The following is a 20137-nucleotide window of genomic DNA, read 5'->3' as shown; positions in this document are numbered from 1 at the left end:
GGTATTGAACGGCTTGCTTCGCATTGCACCTGGGGCGCTGCATGCTGCGCGCAAGCGTGGGGCCCTAAAAAGTCTTTTGCTGGAGTGTCTCGCGCAAGGTCTGGGCTTTGTCGGCGTCGAACTGCCCTTCAACCCGTGCCAGCACCTCGCCCTGGCGGTTGACCACCACGGCGTAGACCTGGTCGGTGCTGCCCAGGCCGGCGGAGCGCACGAAGCTGGCGCGGTCGGTGAACACCGGCACCAGTTTGGCCCGCTCGGTGTCGGCGGGGTAATGTTGAAGCAGCCTGTTTTCAACTGCGCTGCGGCCCGTCATCGTGCCGGGGTCGTTGACCACCGGCATGCGCATCCAGGTGATCGAAGGGTCGTTGCGTAAATTCATGCCCTGGATCCAGCTCTCGACCTGGGCGTGCTGGCCGCGCTTGAAGGTGATCAGGGCGAGGGTGCGGTCGGAGGGCAGGCCCTCGGGCACCGTGACCGGCTGTCGCAGCAGGGTTTGCGCCATGAAGGCCGGCAGGCGGCCCATCACGCTGGAGTCATTGGGCGCCGCAAGCGCGAGTGCAAAGGCCAGGCCGGCGGCGGCAAGCCAGGCGCCAAGATAGGACACATTGCTTTTCATGGTGCTCTCCCCGATAAGGGTGCGGTGCAGGAAGTCCTGCATGAACCCTTCATGCAAGATACATGCAAGCCGAACGGCGCGCAAACCCACAATTGGAACAAAGTGTTATCACCTTGCGATGATGCTTTGCTTTCGTGTTGCAGGCCCTCGTTGGGTCATGCGCCGCGCGGGAAGTTCAAAAAAAGTGGCGCGGCCGAATGCGCCATGGCGCTATGACTTTAGTCAGCAGCGGCGTGCGGACGGCGCGCTGATAAGAATGCTATTGGACTGCTATTGAACTGTTGAGCTATTGACCGATGCCGATCAGCAGTTCAGGCAAATAGCCCTCCTGCTCACCCTTGCGCGCATAGCCCAGCGGGTTGGCCACGACGCGGCAGCCGCGGCTGGTGTAGTCGATCGCGCAGTGCAAATGCCCGTGCAGCCACAGGTCGGCCAGCGGCAGCAGCTCGTCGAGAGCATTGCAAAACCCCGCCGTACCCGGCGCCAGGCCGTAGCGCGGGTCCGCGCTGAGCAGGCTGGGCGCGAAGTGGGTCACGGCCACGGTGGGGCCGTCGAAGGGTTGGGCCAGCGCCTGCCGCAGCCAGGCCTGGCTTTTCAGGCCCTGCTCGCGCACATCGGCCGCCAGCAGGGGCTCTCCGCCTCTGAACGAATGATTTTTGCTGAGGTAGAAGTTGGCCGCGCGAAAGGCTTTCTCGCGCGCCTTCAGCTGTTCACTCAATGTGATGTCCGCCTCCTGGGCTTGGCCCCCGCTCAGCGCGTCGAAGTCGGTCCACAGCGTGCTGCCCACAAAGCGCACGCCTTGCAGCACCACGCTTTCCTGCTCCAGCCAGACCATGCCCAGCCGCTCGCAAGTCTCGCGCAAGCGCGCATGGGTGGCGTCAAAGTCCAGGCCGTCGTATTCGTGGTTGCCCGGCAGGAAGAGCACCGGGGTCGGCCAGCCCGCGCCACCCTGGGCCACGGACAGGGGCGAAAAACGCGCCAGGCCGAAATCGGCGACGCCGCGTTCGCCCAGCAGCGAACCCTGCTGGTAGGAGCCGATGTCGCCGGCCAGCACCAGCAGGTCGGCGCCGGGCACCGGCCTGGCCGTGAAATCGGGGTTGCTTTCGAGATGCAGGTCGGACAGGAGCTGGATGTTCACCCGTCGATTGTGCGGGAAGACGGACCCTGCCCAGGGTGAGGGCTTTTCGCTTGCGCCGCCGCTGGACTATGCGCTGCGCTAGATTCCATAGGGCATGGCCATGCATGGCTGGAACAGGAGCCGCTTGTGACGCAGATCGAGATCAGGAACGCCGCCGTCGCGCGAACCTTCGCGGCCTACCCGCCGGACTTGCGGCGCCGCTTGATGCTGCTCCGCGGGCTGATCCTGGACACCGCGGCCGCCACGCCCGGCGTCGGCGAGATCGAGGAAACGCTCAAATGGGGGGAACCGGCCTACCTCACGTCGGCCAGCAAAAGCGGCAGCACCCTGCGCCTGGGGCCGGTCAAATCCAGTCCTTCGCAGTACGCCCTCTACTTCAACTGCAAGACCACGCTGGTGGACACCTTCCGCACGCTGTTTCCGCGGGAGCTCCGTTATGAAGGAAACCGCGCCATCGTGCTGGACGCCGCCGACGCGCTGCCGCGTGATGCGCTGGCGTTCTGCATCCAGGCGGCCTTGACGTATCACCGGAGGAAACCCTCATGAAACCCCGCATCACCCTGATCACCCTGGGCGTTGACGACCTTGAGCGCTCGCTGGGTTTTTACCGCGACGGCCTGGGACTGGCGACGCCCGGCATCGTCGGTCAAGAATTCGAGCACGGCGCCGTGGTCTTCCTCGACCTGCAGCCCGGCCTCAAGCTGGCGCTGTGGCCGCGCGGCAGCCTGGCGCACGACACCGGCATGCCGCCCTCGCAGCGCGGCGTGCCGGGCTTTTCACTGGCGCACAACGTGGCCTCGCAGCAGGAGGTGGACGCGATGATGGCCGAGGCCGCGAAAGCCGGCGCCGTGATCACCAAGCCGGCAAGCGCGACCTTCTACGGCGGCTATGCCGGCTACTTCCAGGATCCGGACGGCCATCTCTGGGAAGTGGCGTGGAATCCGCAGTTCGAGCTGGCCGATTAGGGCCGCGAGCCTGGGTGATGTCAGGCCAGCGGCGCCGGCAAGCGGACCGTGAAGGTCGTTCCCTGCCCGGGCTGGCTGCTGACCTCGATCTCGCCCTTGTGCAGGTCCACGCATTCCTTGACGATGTGCAGGCCTATGCCGGTGCCGGAAATATTGCCCACGTTGGTGCCGCGATGAAAGCTGCCGAACAGGCGCGGCAGGTCGGCCTCCGGAATGCCTATGCCCTGGTCGCTGATGCGCAGGTGCATCTGCTCGCCGACGCCGCGGACCGCGAATTTCACCGGCGTGTCCGGGTCTGAATACTTGAGCGCGTTGCCCAGCAGGTTAATCACCACGTGGCGCAACAGCTGCTGGTCCGCTGTGCGCGGCGCATCCAACCCGTCGCAGGTGAGGGACACGCGCGCGGCCTGCGGGTTGCCGCGCTCGAGCTCGGCCATCACCTGCACCAGCCAGTCGGGCACCACCAGCGGGGCCGCCTCGAACTTGAATTTGCCCAGCTCCAGGCGGCTGGTCAGCAGCACCTGCTCGACCATGTTGTTCATGCGCGCCACGGCCGTCTTGATCTGGCCCAGCAGCTCGCGGCGCTCTTCGGCCGGAAAGCTCGCGCCGTAGGCATCCAGCAGCTCCACGGACGACAGGATTGCGGCCAGCGGTGTGCGGAATTCGTGCGAGGTGACCGCCACAAAGCGCGACTTGAGTTCCGACAGCTCGCGCTCGTGCGCCAGCGCCTTGAGCATGTCCTCCTCAGCCTGGCGCTTGAGCGTCACGTCGGTCAGGAAGTTGAGCGTGGCGGGCGTGCCTTCCCACTCGAACATCACCGCGCTGATCTCGAGCCAGCGCGTGATGCTCTGGCTGTGCTGCACGCGGAACTGGTAGTGGTTTTCGACGCTCTCCCCGCGCAGGCGCTTGCGGTGGTTGCCGAGCACCCGCTCGCGGTCGTCGGGGTGGATGAACTCGATGAAGGGCCTGGACTTGGCGGTTTCCTCGTCCAGCGCGGTGAGTTTCAGCGCCTTGGGGTTGGCATAGAGGATGCGGCCGCCAGCCGTGACCAGGATGCCCTCACTGACGTTTTCGACCACCGCGCGGTATTTGGCCTCGGAGTCGGTGCGCCGGCCGATCTCCACGCGCAATTGCTTGGAGGTGTCGAGCTGCCAGGTGATGTTGGTGGCGAGGTGGATGACGCGCAGCAATTGCCCCGAAGGGCTGTGGATGGGCAGCGCGCGCTGGCTCAGCCTTGCGACGTCGCCATTGGGCCTGCGCACGCGGTATTCCTCGCTGCGCTTGACGGCGGCCTGCTGCAGCTGGCGCACCCGGTCGCGGTCCGCGGGGTCGACCTGATCCAGCCATTGCCAGGGATCGCCCGCCAGTTTCTCGGCCGACAGGCCCCAGAAGATCTCAAAAGCCGGGTTGGTGTAGCTGATGCGGCCGCTGGCCGGGTCCCATGACCAGAGCATGGCGTCGATATTGGCGGCGATCTGCCGCAGCAATTCCTCGCCCGGCAGCGAAGCAGGCGTCACAGCCGACGTCGGTGCGGGGTGGGGTGCGGACATGCAGGGAGCATAGCCGCTGCGGCGGCGTGATTTTCTCCCGTTAAACCCCGGCCATGTGGGCCAGCGGATCAAACTATGCATGTTTTGCATGAGTTTGGCCCCGCCTTAGGCTTGAAACCCTAGGGAAAACCCTTATTCTTGATTCATCGCCAACTTTTCACCCCCTGCCGGGTGACTTTCGACATGTATAGCCTGTTTGCCCAGATCGCCCGTTTCCTGCCTTCCGCCGCCGGCGTGGCCCCCGTCAATGGCGTGGCCCATAACCTGATGGAACGCGCCGAAGCCCGTGCCGGCCGCAACCCCCAGCAAGCCCAGGAACTGCGCGACGCCGCCCGCGCTTACCTCAGCGTCGTTCGCTAAGGCCCGCTCCGCCTCAAGGCGGAGCACCCTCTTAAAGCTTCACGCCCGCGCCCTTCACGGCCGGCGACAGCACGGCCACCTGCTCCTTGACGAAGCCGGTGAACGCCGCCGGGCTCATGGCCTGGGTGGTGATGCCCAACTCCAGCATCTTCTTTTTGATCTCCGCCGTGGCGAGAATCTCGTTGCACGCGGCGTTGAGACGCGCCACCACGTCGGCCGGCATGTGCGCCGGCCCGCTCAGGCCGAAGAAGTTGTCCAGCACCAGTTTGCGGTAGCCGAACTCAAGCACGCTGGGCACATCCGGCACCAGCGGTGAGCGCGCCGCCGAAGTCACCGCCAGCGGCACCAGTTGCCCGCTCTTGAAGTAAGGCACAAACGCCGTCAGCACGTCGATGCCGATGGGGATCACGCCCGCGATCAGGTCCGTCGTCATGGGCGCGCCGCCACGGTAGGGGATGTGCTGCAGGTTCACGCCCATGGCTTTTTTCATCAGCTCACCGTAGATGTGGCCGATGGACGCCGGCCCGCCCGAGCCGAAATCCAGCCGGCCGGCCTTGCGCGCCTGCGCCTCCACGTCCGTCATGGTCTTGATGGGCACATGCGGGTTGGCTATGACCACGCAGGGCGCGTTGCCGATCAGCGCGATGTGGGTAAAGCCCTCCACCGGGTCGTAAGGCTGCTTTTCCAGCGCGAACGGGCCTATGGACACCGGCGTCGAATTGCTCAGCATCAGTGTGTAGCCGTCGGCAGGCGCCTGCGCCACCACCAGCCCACCCACGCTGCCCCCCGCACCGGGGCGGTTGTCCACCACCACGGCCTGGCCCAGCTTTTTGCCGAGTTGCTCGGCCATGACGCGCGCGACGATGTCGCTGGCGCCGCCGGCCGGGAAGGTCACGACGATCTTGATGGGTTTGTCGGGCCAGGCCGCGAAGGCCGGCAGGGCGAGGGACGCGGCACCACCGGCGAGAAGTTTCAGCGCGCTGCGGCGTGCGAGGGGCCGGCGAAGTTCAAAGTGGGACATGGAGCGTTCCTGCGGACAGTTGAGTGCGAAACTGTGTGCAAAAACCGTGCCCCAGGCCCCAAAACCGTTCAAATGAGGGGCGGTGCGCGCCGGGGCGCCGGAATATCGCCGGCAAATCCAATAGTCGCCTGCGCACGTCGCCCCGCCTCGGGATCAGCGCCACAGCTCTCCACTCAGGGACACATCCTTGACCATGCGCTCTTCCAGGTAGGCGTCCTTGTACGCGGAACGCACGATTTTCCAGGTTTCACTGCTGGCCGGAAGGTCCGTGCGCGCCGAGATGATGGTGCGAAACGAGATATGGCCGACGCCGGTGAATGACGCTTCGGCGCGCAGGGCCGCATTGCAGTTGATCGTCTCCCCGGGGCCGATCATTCCAGGGGGGCAAATGTCGGCCCGTATGTCGCCGGGCTTCAGTGCCAGCTCCGAGGCGCGCATATTCGGCAGCGGGTGCAGGGTCAGGGCGATGCGTGGCTGGCTCACGCGGATGGCGCGGCGGCCTGCATTGGTCAGGGAAAAACCGAAGGAAACGGTGTGGTCCTGCCAGGCGACCTTTTGCTGGAACTTGACCTGCAGGTTGGGAGCCAGGGAGTCCACCAGTTCATCGACCGCCTTGACCCGCTCCAGCCGCTTGCGTTCCGCGGCTTGGGCGTCGGGCACCACTGGCTTCTGGACGGGTTCCGGAACCGGTTCGGGCGCGGCCTTGGGCAACTGGATCTCGGCCTTCATCTGCTCCATGTTGGCGCGCAATGCCTCGGTCTGGGCCTTTGCCTCGGCGAGCTTTTGTTCAAGGTGCTGCTGGTTGGTGTGGCTGTCGGCCATCAGCTGCTGCATCAACCGCTGGGCCTCCTTCTGTGCCTTGGCCGCCGGGCGGTCTACCAGCAGATAGCGCGCCGCACTGCCTCCCACCACCATCACCAGGCAGGCGATCAGCAGGAAAACCAGGGTGTCGTATCGCTGGGCCCCGCCATCCTTGACGGGTTTGGGAGGCGGGAGGGGCGCCAGGGGAATGGGGGGCATCTGTTTGTAAGCCATGGGCAATGACGTGGGTGAATGAGGTTATGGGTTGGGTGGGTTGATGGATCAATGGTTAACGGGTGAGGAGCCAGCAGCCCGGCCATCCGCTTCGGGGCGTCGGGTTCACCATTGCCGAGCAGCCCATGCCGTTCGGTTGTGAACTCAAGCCTTGAGGCCGGCGGAACCCGAAGCTATGCCTCGCCGGAGGACAAGGCAGTTCCGGTTGCAAGCGCAACCCTCCTCACCTCATTGACATTTTTTAACAAGCATTCTTTAAAAAACTTCCGTTGGGTGGGGCGCACTCTCCAGGGCGCATGCCTTAGTTTGACTTTGCTTTACGTTACATTTTTTTGCAAGTAGACCGTTTGGCAACGTTCAATGTCTCGATTGCCGAAGAGCAAAACCAAAGAATTAATTTGATGAGATGGCGCTAGCCGGGGAGAGTTGGGACCGCGCCCGAAAGCCCAAAAAGCTGTGTGGTGCGCTGAATAAAGGCCGCCGGATAGGGGGAGCTGGACCTTGAATCGCCCGCTGTCGCATGGGCGTTGTGTGCCGCCACTTGAAACCGGAAGGCCGCAGCGGGCCAGTATCGGTTGACATGCTGCCAGCGACCTGCGCCGGGCCGGACGGGCTTAAGCCGATAAACCCTTGCCGTGCGTGCCTACCAGCGGCTGCGCAGCCCCACCAGCACGGCCAGCGTGCGCTGGGCCGAATTGTGTTCGGCCTGCAGGTCGGCGAAGAGGTCCATGCCCTTGCTGAGGCTGCCGGTGGCGCCCAGGCCGAGGATCAGCGTGTCCCGCTTCAGCGCCGCACCCGAAACCTGAAACGGTGAGGCCGTCGCCGCGCCCTGGAACTGCGCCGTCATCGGCGTGTTCAGGTCACCAAACTCATGAGCCCAGACCACGCGGGGTTCAATGCGGATGCGGCCGGCGTCAAAAGATGCCTTGGCCCCCAAGGTCGACTTGGCAGAGTTGACCGTTTGCCCCGCAACCTGCAAATTCAGCGCGCCCGCACCTGTCTCTGTGAAACCATCTGCCTTGTTTCTGCTGAGCGAGAGCCCTGCCAGTGGCTGCAGCGTCCAGCCGTTCATCGCGATGGCATAGCTGGCCTCGCCGTAGGCCGACAGGGTGTTGCTGTCGAAGTCAGATGAAGCCACGCGGTTCAAGGCACCGATGGTGATGTTGCGATCAAGATGGTTCTTGCCCCGGCCCATGCTGGCGGAGCCGCTGAGGTTCCAGGGGCCGGCGGCGTAGCTTCCGTACACCGCGAGTGCGGTGCTGCGTGTCTTGCCGCTTTCGTTGTTGTCGGTGGAAAGCCGCGACGTGCCGCCAGTGGCCGCAACGCCGAGGCGAACACCGTCTTTCACTTCTGTATCGAATCCGACGCTCAGGCCCGAACTGCGCAAGACGCTGGCGGCTGAATTGCCGTCGTCGTTGGTGTTGCCGTGCCCCCCGAAGCCGCGCACCCAAAAGCCCTTGCCCGCAGCGTCCTGCGAAGAAGAAAGCGCAGACACACCGTCACTCAATGAAAATTTCTGTGGCGCTGAATCAGAAACAGGCGCCATCAAGTCCGACAGGTGGTCGTTCGCCGCCAGCAGCACCGGCCGGCTGGTGAATGAGTTGGCAACCCCGTTGGCCGCATTCGCCTGTGCACCCAGCCTAGCCTGCAGCTGCCCGCCGAAACCGGCAGCAAAGCCGGCACTCGCACGCCGAAGGGCAACAATGCCGGCGCCGCTGGCGGAGTCATACGCAGCCCTTGCCTGCGCTGCTGACAGTCCTGCCAGCGTGGTTTGCACGGTTCCCATGTCACCGGTGTTGCCTGCGTTCTGCAAGGCCGTGGATGTGGCGATCTGATTCGGCGTGACGGCCACCGACGCGAAGCTGATGTCGTTGCGCGCGAGTGTCAGGAAGACGTTGTTGGCGTCGTAGCCCAGTGTCGGCGTGAGGAAGGCCAGGTTGGAAGTGACGCCGGCAAAGTTGCCGGTGCGCCCGCCCGCCGCGTTGAGGATGGTGTACTGCGTGTTGGCAGCGTAAGTGCCGGCACCGGCCTGCACATCGACGGTGCCACCGTTGATCGTTGCGGTACCCGTGGCATTGATGCGGTCGTTCGCACCGGCTGCATCCACTTCGACGCGATAGATCGAGCCAGCAGCAAAGTTCAGGTTGCCGTTGACCGTGAGCGTGCCGATGGAGTTGCCCGGCGCCAGCACGCCACCCGAGGCGATGGTGGTGCTGCCCAGCGTGCCGTTGCCGCCCAGCGTGCCGCCGTTGTTGACGGTGACGGCCGAGTTGGCAATGGCGCCATTGACCGACAGCGTGCCGGCGGACACCGTGGTCCCGCCCGTGTAGAGGTTGGCGCCTGTCAGCGTCAGCGTGCCGGTGCCAACCTTGGTCAGGCCGGCGGCTCCGCTGATCACGCCGTCCAGGGTCAGTGCGTTGGCGCCGCCCGCTGCGAGGTTGGCATTCAAGATCACGTCGTTGGACAGTGTCAGGCCGGTCGTGCTGTCGAGGGTTGAACTGCCGCCCACTGTCAAGCTGCCCGAGGCCAGCGCAAGCGCATTGCCGACAGTCAGGCTGCCGGCATTCAGGGTCACGCCTCCAAGGAAATTGTTGGCGTTGTTGAGAGTGAGGTTGGCTGTGCCGTTCTTGGTCAGCCGGCCTGCACCGGCGACCACACCGCCCACTGTCAGGTCGGCTGAGCCACCCATGCTGAGGTTGGCCGCCAGGTTCACGTTGTTGTTGACTGTGACGGCCGTCGCAGCGTCCAGCGTGGTGCCGCCTGCTGCGTTCAACGCTCCCGTGCCCAGCGCGCTGCTGGACGCCAGCATCAGCGTGCCGGCATTCAGCGCCACCGTGCCCGAGAAGTTGTTAGCGCCCCCCAGTGTCAGGCTGGCCGCGCCGTTTTTGATCAGACCGCCGCCGCCGGTGATGTTGCCATTCAGGCGCAGCGCGTTGGCGCTGGCAATGGTCAGGTTGGCGTTCAGCGTGACATTGTTGGTCGCCGTCACCAGGGTGCTGCTGCTGAGCGTGGAGGCGCCGCCGACTGTCAGGCCGCCGGTGCCAAGGGCTGCGTTGTTGCCCAGTGTCAGTGTGCCCGTGTTGAGCGTGGTACCGCCAGTGAAGGTGTTGGCACTCGTCAGAACCAGGGTGCCGGAACTGCTTGTCTTGGTCAGGGATCCCGCGCCTGAAATGACGCCAGAGGCCGTCAGCGTGTTGACGCCCATGTCCACTGTGGCGTCGCCACCCAGGATGAGATTGCCCAAAGCCAGGCCCGTGTTGACCGCCACGATGTCGGCCGTGGCGCCGCTGCCAATTTCGACAGCGCCCGTCAGTACCGAGCCGGTTTGCAGCACCAGCGTGTTACTGCCGCCGGTGAAGGTGATGGCGTTGGCGCGGACATTACCGGCTGACAGGCCGCCGCTGATGCTGCCCGCATTGATGATGGACAGGTCACTGCCGATGACGCCCGCACCGCCTTGTCTGAAGGCGTTTGTTGATGTGGCCCCCGCCGCTCCGCCCTCGCCATTGCCGCCGTTGCCGCCGCTTCCGTACATAAGGGAAGTAGAGCCGCCGCCATTGCCGCCGGTGATGCTGCCGTTGTTCGTGAAGCCAATCAGCCCTGCTGCTGCCACACCCGCCCCGCCATTGCCGCCATTGGCGGTGCCGCTAGTCTGGAAGGTGAATCCCCCGTTACCGCCGTTGCCACCGTTGATGCTTCCACTATTCGTAAAACTGGTCAGGCCTGTGGCGGCAACCGCACCGGCCCCGCCCCCACCGCCGCTGCCGCCGTTGGTGCCAACGCCGCCGCTGCCGCCGTTGCCACCGGTCAGGCTGCCACTGTTCGTGAAACCAGTGAGCCCTGTGGCCGCGACCGCACCGGCCCCGCCCCCACCGCCGCCGCCGCCTCTGGTGCCATCGCCTCCGTCGCCCCCGCTGCCGCCAACGACCGCGACCGTGTTGGTGCTCCCGTTCGTGGTGATAAGCACGCCGGTCCCGCCGCCACCGCCACCCCCGCCGACGCCGCCGACCGGATTGCCGTCGCTGCCGACGCCGCCATTACCGCCAATCCCGCCGCCGGTGCCGCCGGTGCCGCCGTTGCCCGCGCCGCCAGCCCCACCAGCGCCCGTTCCGCCGCCGACTGCGCCCAGTGCGAATTGCCCCCCGCCGTTCCCGCCATCGCCCCCTGCCAGCGCTGGTGCACCGCCCAGCAAAAACGTGAGCGCCAACACACCGCCGGCGACTGCTGTCCGGCTGGCCCCGCCGCTGCGCTTGCCACGGGCAGTGCTTATTTCAGACACAGCGACCCAGGCGCCAAGTGAGGGGTTCCAGATGCTGCGGTGGGATATGTTCATGGTTCAGAGAAAGCGTGACTGCAAAAACGTGCCACGCGATTAAAGACGGGTGCAGCAACGCCGTAAATACCGCAAAGGGGTTAGACCGCGTTTTGGAGCGGCAACGGTCGGGCCGACATTGCTATGTTATTAATAGCAGGTGACGCACGCAGCGATTAGGTTGGAGCGCTATTGGGGTCGAAGAACCAATGTCGGGAAGCTGCAGGCTCGAGAACTATTTACGCGGCCCAGGTTGACGCCAGAACCTCGCGCAATGCCGATTGCAGCGCCTGCGGCTGGCAGGGCTTGCGCACCACGGGCACGCCGCTGTGGGCGATGCGCTGCAGCTGGGCCGGTGCGGTTTCGCCGGTGACGACAAGGGCGCGCAGGTCGGGTAGCTGCTCGCGAAAGGCGGCGAGCACCGTCAGGCCGTCGCGGCCCTCGGCGTCGCCCAGGTGCAGGTCGGTGACCAGCAGGTGGGGTCGCGTGCTTGCTTCGCTGCCTGCTTGCACTAGCCAGGTGAGGGCGGCTTCAGCGCTGCCAAACGACTGTACCGGCAGGCCCAGTTCGCCTACGGCCTGCGTGGTGGCGGCCAGCGCCAGGGGGTCGTCGTCGAGCACCAGGGCCTGCCAGCCGGTGAAGCCGCCGGACGATGYATCGCCTGCTGTCTGCGGCAGCCCGATGCGGGGTGCTGGGCCGGTATGTACAGGAAGGGCGACGCTGAACAGGCTGCCGCGGCCGGGCGCGGACTTCAGCGCCACGTCGGCATTCATTTGCGCCGCCAGACGCTTGACGATGGCCAGGCCCAGGCCGAGCCCCGCCTGTTCTTTGTCTTGTGGCAGACGCACGAACGCGTCGAAGAGGCGCTGCTGGTTGGCTTCTGAAATGCCGGGACCGGTGTCGACGACGCCGATATGCACCTGGCCGGCCTGCAGCCGCGCAAACAGCAGCACCGCGCTGCCGCTGGTGAACTTGATGGCATTGCTGGTGAGATTCAGCACGATGCGCTGCAGCGCGTCGGGCGGTGCGTTGACCCACAGCTCGGGCCGGGCACGCACGCGCAGCTGAATATTGCGCTGCGCTGCGGTGGCGGCCAGCGTGCCGGCGACGGAATCCAGCAGCGCACCGACGGGCAGCGCTGAGGCGGCCAGCGGTGTGGCGCCGGCATCGAGCTGTGCCAGGTCGAGCAGGCCTTCGAGCAGGCCGTTGAAAGCCATGACGCTGGCTTCCAACTGGCCGGCCATGCGCTGGGCCTGCACGGCCGCGGCCTGGCTGCTGCCCGTGAAGGCCTTGGCCAGCGTGGTTTTGAGGCCTGACGCGAACAGGCCGGCGGCGTAGGCGGGTTGGCGCAAGTCATGCGTGGCGGCGGCCAGCAGCGCGGTCTTGTCGGCGCTGGCCAGCTCGGCCCGGTCGCGCGCGGCGGCAAGGTCGCTCACCAGCTGGGCGTTTTCAAAACGCAGCTCGATGGAGTCGCGCAGGCTGCGGTTCAGGCCGCGGCCATAACCCAGGCACACCAGCATGAAGACCAGCGTCAGCAGGCCGAAGCCGGCAAACTCGCGCTGGCCTTCGGTCATGCAGCGCAAGGCGAACGGCAGCACCGAGGGAATCGAATAAGCCATGAAGGCCGGGTAGTACACCGAGAGCGAACCGAGCGCGCCGCTGACCATGCCGCCCAGCAAAAAACCCAGGAACAGCGTGGGCACGTAGGCCTGCGGATCAAACGCCATCAGGCCCAGGATGCCCCAGAGGCAACCCGACATGAAAGAGCCGGTGGCAAAGGCTCGGGCCGCGCGGCGCGTGCTGTGGATGTCCAGTTGCTGGCCGGGCGTCGCCTGCACGCGCCTGAAGAAGCGCCGAACCATGACAAAGCGGCTGGCTGTGAGCAGCACCACTGCGCCCAGCCAGCCCCAGAGCAGTTGGCCGGCCAGTGGGTCGGCGTGGCCGGACGGCTGCAACACCACGGCAGCGACAGTACCCGCCAGTAGTGTGCCGAGGAAGGTGCTGGTGGACTGTTTGTACAGCGTCTGGACCTGCTCGAACAACACAGGATGGGCAGAGGTCATGGTGCGTAGAATCCGTCTGGGTTGGCATGATGCCGGTGGGTGTACAGCCCATGCTGCCCGCTATCCAATCCCCTCGGCCCCGCCGATCGTAGTTGATTCCTTTGCCTGGACGACATGACGCAAACACCGATACGCCTGCTGCTGGCCGATGATCATGACCTGGTCCGCGAAGGCCTCGCTGCGCTGATGGCCTCCTGTGATGACATCGAGGTGGTGGCGTCGGTCGCCGGCAGCGACAGCGCCATCACCGAAGCGCTGGCGCTGGCGCCCGATGTGGCGGTGGTCGACTTCCAGCTGCCGCCCGAGGACGGCGTGGCCGTGGCCCTGGCCCTGCAGGCCGCGCAAAGCCCGACGCGCGTGCTGCTCATCACCGGCAGCCAGGAGCGTGCCGACATCGAACGCATTTTTGCCAGTCCGGCGCAGGGCGCATTGCACAAAAGCGGCGGGGCAGGCGAGCTGCTTGCCGCGATCCGCGCGCTGGCCGAGGGCGACCTGCATTTTTCCGAATCCATCGCCGCACTGCGCCAGCCGCCGGGCATTGACGCGCTGGCCGAGCTGCGCAAGCTGACCGAACGCGAAAAGCAGGTACTGTGCTCGGTGGCGGAAGGCGCATCCAGCAAACTGATTGCCGCCAGCTTATTGCTGCAGCGTGAAACCGTGCGCACACACAGGCGCAACCTGATGCTGAAGCTGGGCATGCACAACAGCGCCCAGCTGACGGCCTTCGCGATCCGCGCCGGCCTGATCTAACCTTCGCGCTGGCCGGCAGGCTCAGGCGGAGAAGGCCTGGTCGGCCGCCCGCACCAGCGCCTGGCGTAACCACGCATGCGCGCTGCGTTGCTGCGAGCGGCGGTGCCACACGGCGTCCACATGCACCGGCGACACGTCGAACGGCAGCGGGCGCAGCACCAGTTGGTCGGCGATGCCGGTCACCCTGACGAAGTGCCGCGGCAGCACGGTAAGCAGGTTGGAATTGGCCACCACCCGCCCCGCGGTGAAGAACTGGTTGACGGTCAGCACCACATGGCGCTCCCGGCCCAAGGACGCCAGGGATTCGTCGATAAAGCCGTAGGGCCGGCCCGAAAAGCTCACCAGCATGTGGCGCGCGGCGCAAAAACGGTTGAGCGTGAAAGGGCCGGTGGCCAGCGGGTGGTCCTTGCGCATCACGCAAACATACTCGCCGTCGTAGAGCCGCTGGTGCAGGAAGGGCAGGGGCTCGCCGCTTTGCGCGTGCGCGGTCAGGTCGGCCAGCAGCGAGGGAAAGTAGCCGACGGCCATATCGCAGGTCTCTTCGTCCAGCATGCGCCGCGGGTCCCGGGTGGTGAGCGGCACCACCCGCATCGAAACGCCGGGGGCTTCCTGATCCAGCGTTTCGACAAGGCCGGGCATCAGCTCGGCCGCGGTCGCGTCGGCCATGGCCAGCACAAAGGTGGTGTTGGCCGTGCCGGGCACAAATTCGCTGGGGACCAGCGACTCCTGCAGCTGCTGCAGCGCCTCGCGCACGGCCGGCCAGATGGCCAGGGCGCGCGACGTGGGCGCCATGCCCTGGCCGCTGCGCTGCACCAGCTCGTCGCCCAGGGTCTCCCGCAGCCGGCGCAGCGCATTGCTGACGGCGGGCTGGGTCAGCGACAGGTTGCGGGCCGCCCGCGTCAGGCTGCGCTCGGCCATCACTTCGTCGAAAACACGAAGCAGGTTCAGGTCAAGCGTCCGGAAATTAAGGGGATTCAAGGAAGTGGAAGGGGGTGGAGGGGGTAGGTGAGCGGGTTTGGCCCCGGAGTTATCACCATTGTGAATGAATTACATCATAAAGATAAAGTTGAGTAACATCAGTGATAACCCTAATATCCCCTTACCCGCTGAGATATCTGTGTCCTGGCGGGGATAACCAATCGGGAGTTCCTCATGACCAGCTTCGTCAATATCAAACATTCCACACAGCATCCCGGCGTTGTCCGTGCTGAGTCGGCCTTTGGTGCCGTACGCCAGCTGGGCCATGCATTCTCCGGCACCCGCGGCCTCGCCACGCTGCTCTTGTCCGCCGTCGCGGCCGCCGTCATGGTGGTGGCTTACCAGGTGATGGACAGCGTCACCGAAGGCCATCTGCTGGTGATGTGGATCGCCCTGTGGGCCATCGCTTTCGCCACCTTGGCACTTTTTGCCGGCAGCGCACGCAATGCCGCCGCCCGCGTCAAGGCCGGCCTGGACAGCTGGTCGCGCAGCCTGGCCGAAGCCCGCGCCGACCAGCGCCTCTGGCAAGCCGCCCGGAACGATCCCCGTGTGATGGCCGACCTGCAAATGGCCCTGCAACGCGCGGCCGATGTTGAAGAAGTCGCAGCCGCTCCCGCCGTCAAGGCTGAGCGTGCCGAGGCTTCCAGCGGCGCCTCGTTGCTGCGCGCCTACCATCGTAGCTACTACATCTAAGCTTTTAGTTGCTGGATGTGGCGCCGTCCACGCGGCGCCCACAAAAAAGCCACCTTGTCAGGTGGCTTTTTCTTTGCCTCGTCGCCGGGTGGCTTCAGGGGCGTGAGGCGCGGCGCAGATCGTGCGCCGCACCCGCATGGCGGGCCGGTCAGGCAGCCAGGCGGCGCTCGATCGCGGCTTTGGTCTCCCCCAGCTCTTTCGGCAGGTGATGTTCGAGTTGCTTGAACAGTTCGGCGTGCAGCTCCAGTTCTTTCAGCCAGGCGGCTTTGTCGATGCTGGTCACGGTGTTGAACTGCTCGGCGCTGAAGTTGAGGCCGGTCCAGTTCAGGTCTTCGTAGGCGGGGCTGATGCCGGTGATGTGCTCGGAACCCTTGCCCGTGCCTTCGATGCGGTCGATCATCCACTTGAGCACGCGCATGTTCTCGCCGTAGCCGGGCCAGACGAACTTGCCGTCTTCGCCCTTGCGGAACCAGTTGGTGGTGTAGATCTTGGGGATCGTGGCGCCGGTGGCTTCCAGCTTCTTGCCGACGTTGAGCCAGTGCTGGAAGTAGTCGCTCATGTTGTAGCCCATGAAGGGCAGCATGGCAAACGGGTCGCGGCGCACCACGCCGGCCTGGCCGGTGGCGGCTGCCGTGGTTTCCGAGCCCATGGTCGCGGCCATGTACACGCCTTCGACCCAGTTGCGCGCTTCGGTGACCAGCGGCACGGTGGTCGAGCGGCGGCCGCCGAAGATGAAGGCGTCAATCGCCACACCTTTCGGGTCGTCCCAGGCGCTGTCGAGGGCCGGGTTGTTGATGGCTGCCACCGTGAAGCGGGCGTTGGGGTGGGCGGCCTTGGCGCCGGTTTCCTTGGCGATCTGCGGTGTCCAGTCCTTGCCTTGCCAGTCGATCAGGTGGGCGGGCTGGCCGCCGGTGTCCTTTTCCATGCCTTCCCACCACACGTCGCCGTCGTCGGTCAGGGCGACGTTGGTGAAGATGACGTTCTTGTCCAGGCTCGCCATGCAGTTCGGGTTGGTGTGGAAATTGGTGCCAGGCGCCACGCCGAAGTAACCGGCTTCGGGGTTGATGGCGTAGAGCTTGCCGTCGGCGCTGGGCTTGATCCAGGCGATGTCGTCGCCGATGGTGGTGACTTTCCAGCCGTCAAAGCCGGCCGGCGGCACCAGCATGGAGAAGTTGGTCTTGCCGCAGGCGCTCGGGAAGGCGGCCGCCACGTGGTATTTCTTGCCCTGGGGGTTCGTCACGCCGAGGATCAGCATGTGTTCGGCCAGCCAGCCTTCGTCGCGGCCCATGTTGGAAGCGATGCGCAGTGCGAAGCACTTCTTGCCCAGCAGCGCATTGCCGCCGTAGCCGGAGCCGTAGGACCAGATCTCGCGCGTCTCGGGGTAGTGCACGATGTACTTGGTCTTGTTGCAGGGCCACTTCACGTCCTTCTGGCCTTCGGCCAGCGGCGCGCCCACGGTGTGCACGCAGGGCACGAAGTCGCCGTCCACGCCCAGCACGCCGAACACCGCCTGGCCCATGCGCGTCATGATCTTCATGTTGACGGCCACGTAGGGGCTGTCGGAGAGTTCGATGCCGATGTGCGCGATCGGCGAGCCCAGCGGGCCCATGCTGAAAGGCACCACGTACATGGTGCGGCCCTTCATGCAGCCGTCAAACAGGGGTTGCAGCGTCTGGCGCATCTCGGCGGGCGCCATCCAATTGTTGGTCGGGCCGGCGTCTTCCTTTTTGGCGGAGCAGATGTAGGTGCGGTCTTCCACGCGGGCGACGTCGCTGGGATCGCTTTGGGCCAGGAAGCTGTTGGGGCGCTTGGTTTCGTTGAGTTTCTTGAAGGTGCCGGCGTCGACCAGCTGCTGGCACAGGCGCTGGTATTCGGCGTCGCTGCCGTCGCACCAGTAGACGTCGTCGGGCTTGCACAGGGCCACCATGTCGGCGACCCAGGCGATCAGTTTCGCGTTCTTGACGTAGCTGGGTGTGTTGAGCTTGAGGCCCTGCATCACGGGTTGGTTCATCGAAAAACTCCAAAGTTAAAAAGCGTTATTTCGGGAAGCGTCGCGCGGCAACCGTGGGCATGGTCCTGTGCTTGAGACGCTTGTCGAAATAAGGCTTGAGGGCTTCCGGACAGCTGCGGCGTGAGGCAAAAAGCGGTCGGAAGGACCTGCTTTTCCACCTCCCACGGGTCGGCCGGAGAATTCATTTTAAGAACAACGGCGCGGGTTACCTTGCGGTTACCGTCAAAAGTTATGCAGAACTTGCATGAGGTTATGCATAAGCCGTGCAGGGGTTCAGGCAGTCATGACATGAGGGTATGGAATGCCATGGGACGCTGTCGGGCCGAGGTTTTCTCTGCGGAAAAGGGCCGGAAAAGAGTCAGAGGGCGCTGGGGCCGGAAACAAAAAAGTCCGCAAGGTGCGGACTTTTGGGGGAAGCGAAGGAGAGGCGGGAGGGTTTCAGGCCATGTAGATGGCGATGAAGGCCAGCAGGAACATCAGCACGCCGCCGACCACGGGCAGAACAATGGGGATCACGGGGATGATGGCGTCAACGGCATCCTGCTCCTGGGCGGGCGTGGCGCTGTCGTGGGCGGCATTGGTGGTGTGGCTGGCTGGACTGGACATGGGGGTTCCTGAATTGCTTGAAAGTCTGGGCAGATTTTACCCGCATGCCGCGATGGGCCGCAAAGGGGCCGGCGGCCGCCTTTGCGTTACCCTTTAGCCATGCCTGTTTGTGGAAGGAAAGCATGAAATCCCCAGTCCCATTTCAACCCTGGTTGCGCGCCGTTTCCGCCGGCGCAGTCCTGTCCGCGCTGGCCCTGCTGTCGGCCTGCGCCACCGGCGGCCCCAACAGCGCCTCGGCCAGGCCGGTGCTCTATCCCAACGCCACGCTCAACCGAGTCGGCGACGCCCAGGGTCAGGCCGAAGCCAATGCCTGCATGTCGCGGGCCTCGGCCGCCGGACTCAGCCCGTCGCAAAGCGGCAATGAAGTGGGCCGCCGCGCCGGCGAAGGCGCAGCCGTTGGCGGCGTGGCCTCGGCCGTGGGCGCGCTGATCACGGGGCGAGGCGGAGAAGGCGTGCTGCGCGCCGGCGCCGCGGGTGCCGCCGTGGGCGGCTCGGCGGGCGCGGTGTCGGGCGCTTTCCACAACGACAAGCCCAACAGCACCTACCGCAGCTTTGTGCAACGCTGCCTCAGCGAACGCGGCTTTGAGGTGATCGGCTGGAACTGAACCGCCGGCCGATAGCCGCGCTCAGTGCTGCTCCGAGGCCTCAAAGCCGGCCGCGTTGACCGCCGCCAGCACCTGCTGGATGTGGTCGCGCCCGCGCGTCTGGATCACCAGCTCGATCTCCACGTTCTGGGCCGACAGCATGGTGAAGGCGCGCTGGTGGTGCACTTCGTCGATGTTGGCGCCGGCGTCGGCCACGGTGGCGGTGATTTTCGCCAGTGAGCCAGGAATGTCGCGCACGCTGACCTTGATGCGCGCCAGGCGCCCGGCGCGCACCATGCCACGCTCGATGATGGCGGCCAGCAGCAGCGGGTCGATATTGCCGCCGCACAGCACCAGGCCGACTTTTTTGCCGGCAAAGCGCGCCGGGTATTTGAGCAGCGCCGCCAGCCCGGCCGCGCCCGCGCCTTCGACCAGGGTTTTTTCGATCTCGAGCAGCATGACCATGGCCTGCTCGATGTCGCCCTCGTCCACCAGCACCAGGTCGTCCACCAGCTTGGCGATGATGGCCCGCGGGATCACGCCCGGCGTGCCGACGGCGATGCCTTCGGCAATGGTGCTGGTGCCTTGCGGATGCTGGGTGCCCTTGATGGCATTGACCATGCCCGGGAAGCGGGAGGTCTGCACGCCGATGATTTCAATGCCGGGCTTGAGGGCCCTGGCCGCCGTGGCCATGCCCGCGATCAGGCCGCCGCCGCCCACGGCAATCACCAGGGTGTCCAGTTCGGGCACGGCACGCAGCATTTCCAGCCCCACGGTGCCCTGGCCCGCGACGATGGCTTCATCGTCATAAGGGTGCACAAAAACCAGGCCCTCGCGCTCGGCCAGCAGCAGGGCATGGGCGCGCGACTCGTCGAGCGAATCGCCGTGCAGCACCACCTCGGCGCCAAAGCCGCGGGTGCGCTCTATCTTCACGCCCGGCGTGAAGCGCGGCATCACGATCACCGCCCGCAGGCCGAGGCGCTGCGCGTGGTAGGCCACACCCTGGGCATGGTTACCCGCGCTCATCGCGATCACGCCGCGCCGCCGTTCGTCGGCTGACAGTTGCGCGAGCTTGTTACAAGCGCCACGCTCCTTGAAGGATGCGGTGTACTGGAGGTTCTCGAACTTCAGGAAAATCTGCGCGCCTGTCAGCTGCGACAGCGTCCTGGATTCCACGCACGGTGTGTCCAGCAAATGGCCCTGCAGCCGCTGGGCGGCCTGTTCGATGTCGGTAAGGCTGAGCATGATTTCCTCTGTGGCGATGTACGGGATTGTGCCGGGTGATTGTCCGCGTGTAACGTTAGCGATTCTGTGGCGCATTTCACACGTAAGGGTTCAAGTAGCGTCTTCCATGATGCTTCAAGCTGCGTTATGGTGGAGCCTCGTTGAGCCCCATGGCGCCCAGGCGTTCATGGCCAAGGTGATAGGTCACGCAATGAGGCAAGGTGCACAGGC

17 protein-coding genes are annotated in these 20137 nt (G+C 65.4%); 6 read left to right on the top strand and 11 right to left on the bottom strand.

The features are described from left to right. Positions 1-64: 64 nt before the first annotated feature. Together AC1D0O_RS15640 and AC1D0O_RS15635 are read right to left on the bottom strand one after the other, a co-directional pair. A complete protein-coding gene (locus AC1D0O_RS15640; RefSeq protein ID WP_477654425.1) occupies positions 65-616 on the bottom strand; it encodes a hypothetical protein in 552 nt (183 codons plus the stop codon). 286 nt (positions 617-902) lie between these two features. Continuing rightward, positions 903-1754, bottom strand: a complete 852-nt coding sequence (locus AC1D0O_RS15635; RefSeq protein ID WP_477654424.1) for a metallophosphoesterase — start codon at positions 1752-1754, stop codon at positions 903-905. A gap of 126 nt (positions 1755-1880) precedes the next feature. On the opposite strand from AC1D0O_RS15635, the gene AC1D0O_RS15630 reads away from it, so the two are divergent. Both AC1D0O_RS15630 and AC1D0O_RS15625 read left to right on the top strand, forming a co-directional pair. Beyond that, entirely contained in the window at positions 1881-2300 is a 420-nt protein-coding gene (locus AC1D0O_RS15630; RefSeq protein WP_477654423.1) for a DUF1801 domain-containing protein, read from the top strand. After that, positions 2297-2719 carry a VOC family protein gene (locus AC1D0O_RS15625; protein WP_477654422.1) on the top strand — a complete coding sequence of 141 codons (423 nt, stop codon included), beginning with the start codon at positions 2297-2299 and terminating at the stop codon, positions 2717-2719. The genes AC1D0O_RS15630 and AC1D0O_RS15625 overlap by 4 nt, the downstream gene beginning before the upstream one ends. A gap of 20 nt (positions 2720-2739) precedes the next feature. Here the strand turns inward: AC1D0O_RS15625 and AC1D0O_RS15620 are convergent, their stop codons facing one another. Then, positions 2740-4269 carry a sensor histidine kinase gene (locus AC1D0O_RS15620; RefSeq protein ID WP_477654421.1) on the bottom strand — a complete coding sequence of 510 codons (1530 nt, stop codon included), beginning with the start codon at positions 4267-4269 and terminating at the stop codon, positions 2740-2742. Positions 4270-4452: 183 nt separating this feature from the next. Between AC1D0O_RS15620 and AC1D0O_RS15615 the strand changes: the two genes are divergently transcribed. Continuing rightward, positions 4453-4629: a hypothetical protein gene (locus AC1D0O_RS15615; RefSeq protein ID WP_477654420.1), complete on the top strand. Its 177-nt coding sequence runs from the start codon at positions 4453-4455 to the stop codon at positions 4627-4629. A gap of 31 nt (positions 4630-4660) precedes the next feature. On the opposite strand, the gene AC1D0O_RS15610 is transcribed toward AC1D0O_RS15615, so the two are convergent. The 4 genes from AC1D0O_RS15610 to AC1D0O_RS15595 form a co-directional block, all read right to left on the bottom strand. Continuing rightward, a complete protein-coding gene (locus AC1D0O_RS15610) occupies positions 4661-5650 on the bottom strand; it encodes a Bug family tripartite tricarboxylate transporter substrate binding protein (RefSeq protein WP_477654419.1) in 990 nt (329 codons plus the stop codon). Between the two features lie 153 nt (positions 5651-5803). Then, complete coding sequence (locus tag AC1D0O_RS15605; protein WP_477654418.1) at positions 5804-6685, bottom strand: hypothetical protein; 882 nt, start codon at positions 6683-6685, stop codon at positions 5804-5806. Between the two features lie 643 nt (positions 6686-7328). After that, complete coding sequence (locus AC1D0O_RS15600; protein ID WP_477654417.1) at positions 7329-11018, bottom strand: autotransporter domain-containing protein; 3690 nt, start codon at positions 11016-11018, stop codon at positions 7329-7331. A gap of 218 nt (positions 11019-11236) precedes the next feature. Next, positions 11237-13060 carry an ATP-binding response regulator gene (locus tag AC1D0O_RS15595; protein ID WP_477654416.1) on the bottom strand — a complete coding sequence of 608 codons (1824 nt, stop codon included), beginning with the start codon at positions 13058-13060 and terminating at the stop codon, positions 11237-11239. Positions 13061-13174: 114 nt separating this feature from the next. Between AC1D0O_RS15595 and AC1D0O_RS15590 the strand changes: the two genes are divergently transcribed. Then, positions 13175-13810, top strand: a complete 636-nt coding sequence (locus tag AC1D0O_RS15590; protein WP_477654415.1) for a response regulator transcription factor — start codon at positions 13175-13177, stop codon at positions 13808-13810. 21 nt (positions 13811-13831) lie between these two features. Here AC1D0O_RS15590 and AC1D0O_RS15585 read toward each other — a convergent pair whose 3' ends face one another. Further along, the gene (locus tag AC1D0O_RS15585) at positions 13832-14788 is read right to left on the bottom strand and encodes a LysR family transcriptional regulator (protein WP_477654414.1); all 957 of its coding nucleotides are present in this window, start codon (positions 14786-14788) and stop codon (positions 13832-13834) included. A 174-nt stretch (positions 14789-14962) separates the two neighbouring features. Here AC1D0O_RS15585 and AC1D0O_RS15580 point away from each other — a divergent pair, with 174 nt between their 5' ends. After that, positions 14963-15481 (top strand): hypothetical protein, encoded by a 519-nt coding sequence (locus AC1D0O_RS15580; protein ID WP_477654413.1) that lies wholly within the window; start codon positions 14963-14965, stop codon positions 15479-15481. A gap of 148 nt (positions 15482-15629) precedes the next feature. Here the strand turns inward: AC1D0O_RS15580 and AC1D0O_RS15575 are convergent, their stop codons facing one another. After that, positions 15630-17492 carry a phosphoenolpyruvate carboxykinase (GTP) gene (locus tag AC1D0O_RS15575; RefSeq protein ID WP_477654412.1) on the bottom strand — a complete coding sequence of 621 codons (1863 nt, stop codon included), beginning with the start codon at positions 17490-17492 and terminating at the stop codon, positions 15630-15632. 438 nt (positions 17493-17930) lie between these two features. Then, the gene (locus AC1D0O_RS15570) at positions 17931-18098 is read right to left on the bottom strand and encodes a hypothetical protein (RefSeq protein ID WP_436155687.1); all 168 of its coding nucleotides are present in this window, start codon (positions 18096-18098) and stop codon (positions 17931-17933) included. 122 nt (positions 18099-18220) lie between these two features. On the opposite strand from AC1D0O_RS15570, the gene AC1D0O_RS15565 reads away from it, so the two are divergent. After that, positions 18221-18703, top strand: coding sequence for a glycine zipper family protein (locus AC1D0O_RS15565; protein ID WP_477654411.1), 483 nt, complete (start codon positions 18221-18223; stop codon positions 18701-18703). Between the two features lie 21 nt (positions 18704-18724). Here AC1D0O_RS15565 and AC1D0O_RS15560 read toward each other — a convergent pair whose 3' ends face one another. Continuing rightward, positions 18725-19927 carry a threonine ammonia-lyase gene (locus AC1D0O_RS15560; RefSeq protein WP_477654410.1) on the bottom strand — a complete coding sequence of 401 codons (1203 nt, stop codon included), beginning with the start codon at positions 19925-19927 and terminating at the stop codon, positions 18725-18727. Between the last annotated feature and the right edge of the window lie 210 nt (positions 19928-20137).

It is taken from the genome of Polaromonas sp. P1_F2 (genome assembly GCF_056405735.1).
The sequence above is the reverse complement of the archived record's forward strand: the minus strand, read 5'-3'. Positions and strand labels throughout refer to the sequence as shown.

Excerpts from the sequence above, each read along its gene's own strand:
- AC1D0O_RS15640 (WP_477654425.1), bottom strand. The coding sequence starts at position 616 with ATGAAAAGCAATGTGTCCTATCTTGGCGCCTGGCTTGCCGCCGCCGGC.
- AC1D0O_RS15625 (WP_477654422.1), top strand. The coding sequence starts at position 2,297 with ATGAAACCCCGCATCACCCTGATCACCCTGGGCGTTGACGACCTTGAG.
- AC1D0O_RS15620 (WP_477654421.1), bottom strand. The coding sequence starts at position 4,269 with ATGTCCGCACCCCACCCCGCACCGACGTCGGCTGTGACGCCTGCTTCG.
- AC1D0O_RS15615 (WP_477654420.1), top strand. The coding sequence starts at position 4,453 with ATGTATAGCCTGTTTGCCCAGATCGCCCGTTTCCTGCCTTCCGCCGCC.
- AC1D0O_RS15610 (WP_477654419.1), bottom strand. The coding sequence starts at position 5,650 with ATGTCCCACTTTGAACTTCGCCGGCCCCTCGCACGCCGCAGCGCGCTG.
- AC1D0O_RS15605 (WP_477654418.1), bottom strand. The coding sequence starts at position 6,685 with ATGGCTTACAAACAGATGCCCCCCATTCCCCTGGCGCCCCTCCCGCCT.
- AC1D0O_RS15600 (WP_477654417.1), bottom strand. The coding sequence starts at position 11,018 with ATGAACATATCCCACCGCAGCATCTGGAACCCCTCACTTGGCGCCTGG.
- AC1D0O_RS15590 (WP_477654415.1), top strand. The coding sequence starts at position 13,175 with ATGACGCAAACACCGATACGCCTGCTGCTGGCCGATGATCATGACCTG.
- AC1D0O_RS15580 (WP_477654413.1), top strand. The coding sequence starts at position 14,963 with ATGACCAGCTTCGTCAATATCAAACATTCCACACAGCATCCCGGCGTT.
- AC1D0O_RS15575 (WP_477654412.1), bottom strand. The coding sequence starts at position 17,492 with ATGAACCAACCCGTGATGCAGGGCCTCAAGCTCAACACACCCAGCTAC.
- AC1D0O_RS15570 (WP_436155687.1), bottom strand. The coding sequence starts at position 18,098 with ATGTCCAGTCCAGCCAGCCACACCACCAATGCCGCCCACGACAGCGCC.
- AC1D0O_RS15565 (WP_477654411.1), top strand. The coding sequence starts at position 18,221 with ATGAAATCCCCAGTCCCATTTCAACCCTGGTTGCGCGCCGTTTCCGCC.
- AC1D0O_RS15560 (WP_477654410.1), bottom strand. The coding sequence starts at position 19,927 with ATGCTCAGCCTTACCGACATCGAACAGGCCGCCCAGCGGCTGCAGGGC.